The organism is Winogradskyella sp. (genome assembly GCF_013213975.1).
Classification (GTDB): domain Bacteria; phylum Bacteroidota; class Bacteroidia; order Flavobacteriales; family Flavobacteriaceae; genus Winogradskyella.
Genome location: NZ_JABSST010000153.1, coordinates 1 through 2,377, shown reverse-complemented (window position 1 = coordinate 2,377; position 2,377 = coordinate 1). Strand labels below are relative to the sequence as shown.

2 protein-coding genes are annotated in these 2,377 nt (G+C 32.4%); both read left to right on the top strand.

What is annotated here, in order from left to right; all coding sequences use genetic code 11:
- Window positions 1–794, top strand: a 794-nt coding sequence (locus tag HRU49_RS14545) for a choice-of-anchor J domain-containing protein (protein ID WP_296358438.1), incomplete at its 5' end; no start/stop codon positions are given.
- A 127-nt stretch (window positions 795–921) separates the two neighbouring features.
- The gene (locus HRU49_RS14540) at window positions 922–2,265 is read left to right on the top strand and encodes an aryl-sulfate sulfotransferase (protein WP_296358437.1); all 1,344 of its coding nucleotides are present in this window, start codon (window positions 922–924) and stop codon (window positions 2,263–2,265) included.
- Window positions 2,266–2,377 lie beyond the last annotated feature (112 nt).

Here is a 2,377-nt window from a genome sequence, read left to right as displayed (position 1 = left end):
TATTGTTATTTAATTTGAATAGTGCACAAACAGTAGTGTGGTCAGATAATTTCGATGATCTAGACATTTCTGACTGGACTTTGAGTGATGAAGATGGCGACGGCTTTGACTGGTCTGCAGTTCAGATTCAAGACAATATGATGAACCCTGTCGGAACACCATTATTGAGATCAGCTTCATGGAATGGCGCTGTTGGTCCTCTAAATCCAAATAATTGGGCCATTTCACCTGTAATCGACTTAACAAATGCTTCTGGCACAATAACTCTAGATTGGCAAATAATGGCTATTGATGCTTCTTATGATTTGGAAAATTACACAGTATATGTGGCTACAAGTAATGTTGTAGGGGATTTACAAATGTCTACTACCTCATTTAATGAACCTTCACTAGATGGTGTTAACACCTTAACAGACAGGTCATTGGATATATCATCCTTTGCAGGACAGTCTACGGTTTATGTTGCTTTTAGACATCATAATGTTTCTGATCAATTCACTTTGGAGGTAGATAATGTATCTGTTTCTGCAGCAACAATTCTTAGCACTGAAGAATCTGAGCTAAATAATTTTAATTATTTGTACAATACAAAAGATAATCTTTTAACCCTTGAATCTGCTGACACACCCTTTGATGTTATTCAAGTTTACAATATTCTAGGCAAAGAAGTAATTAACGAAAAGCTTTCTAAAACTGACGAGATAATTAACATGAATGCATTGGCTGATGGCGTATATGTTATAAGAGTTACTATTAGAAATCAATCTAGAACTATTAAAATAATTAAAAATTAAAACTTTTCACTCAGTGATATATTAAAACAAAAAAGGTAATATTTTATTTACCTTTTTTATTTTAATAAAGAGACTCTTGGAGACCTATTCTAATACCATTGTATAACACCCTTTATGAAATTCAGCAATGCATAGTAATAAGTACTTTGTTTATATTTTTATAGTCGTATTATTTGTATATCAATGTGATAATGATGACAATAAATCTATACAAGAAACTGTTGAGCCAAATGAAAATATAGATATCTACATTGAAGAGGATTTCTTTGAAGGTTATACTTTAATTTCGCCAGTAGCATCTAAAAATTCGTACTTAATAAACATGGAAGGTTATATTATAAAAAAATGGTCTTCGGATAATACACCACTTGCAGTTTATCTTAGTGAAGACGGTACTTTAATAAGAACTTATAAAGTTGATAGCAACGACTTTAACTTTGGTGGGAAAACAGGCGGAATCGAAATGTTTGACTTCGAAGGCAATATAATTTGGGACTGGCAATACTGTAGTGACACATATTGTCTACATCATGATATTAGCATTTTACCTAATGGAAATATTCTGGCTACTGTGTGGGATAAAAAAACAGCTAATGAAGCAATAGCAAATGGTCGAAACCCTGATTTACTGATAAATAATGAAGTATGGTCTGAAAGAATCTTAGAAGTTAAACCTAATGGCTCAAATAATGCCGAAATTATTTGGGAATGGAGCTTATGGGATCACCTTGTACAAGATTTTGATAACGCTAAGCTAAACTTTGGAGTTGTTTCCGAACATCCAGAGCTCATTAATTTGAACTTTACAATTGGGGATGCCAATTTAAATCATATCAATTCTATTTTTTATATCGAGACCTACGATCAAATTGTTATGAGTAGTAGAAGATTTAATGAATTATTCATTATAGATCATTCAACTACTACAATTGAAGCTTCCAGCAATTCTGGTGGAAATTATAATAAAGGTGGACGCTTATTATATAGATGGGGAAATCCTTTGGCATATAACAGTGGCACTGAAGATGACCAAAAATTATTTGGTCAGCACGATGTGAGATTTATAAGTAATTTACCCTCTAATGGCGGTAACTTTTTGGTATTTAATAATAACCGATTTGAAAATGTATCAACCATTGATGAATTTTTGATTCCCCTGAATAGTGACGGATCATATGACTTGATAGAAAACACTACTAATTTACCTCTTGATTATGAATGGTCTTATATGAGTCCAGATATTTATGCTCCAAGGGTATCCGGTGCTTTAAGACTTGATAACGGTAACACTCTTATTACAGTTGGAACTGAAGGTCGGCTTATAGAAATAAATAGTGAAGGCTCAATTGTTTGGTCATATACTATACCTATTGAAACTAATGATGTATTCAAGTGTTTTAGATATCCTACCGATTATCCACCTTTTCTTAACCAAGACTTATCTATATTAGAAGGAGAAATAATTGAATAAGTTTTATTTTTCATTTTAGATATGCAAAAAAATTGATTGCCATATATGATTTCAGTCTGAAATTTGCTAATTCATTACCCTTTATTCGCTAACTGTCCACAGGCAGCATCTA

What these genes read in the sequence shown, in the direction of transcription:
- HRU49_RS14540 (WP_296358437.1), top strand. Translation starts at nt 922, where the DNA reads ATGCATAGTAATAAGTACTTTGTTTATATTTTTATAGTCGTATTATTT.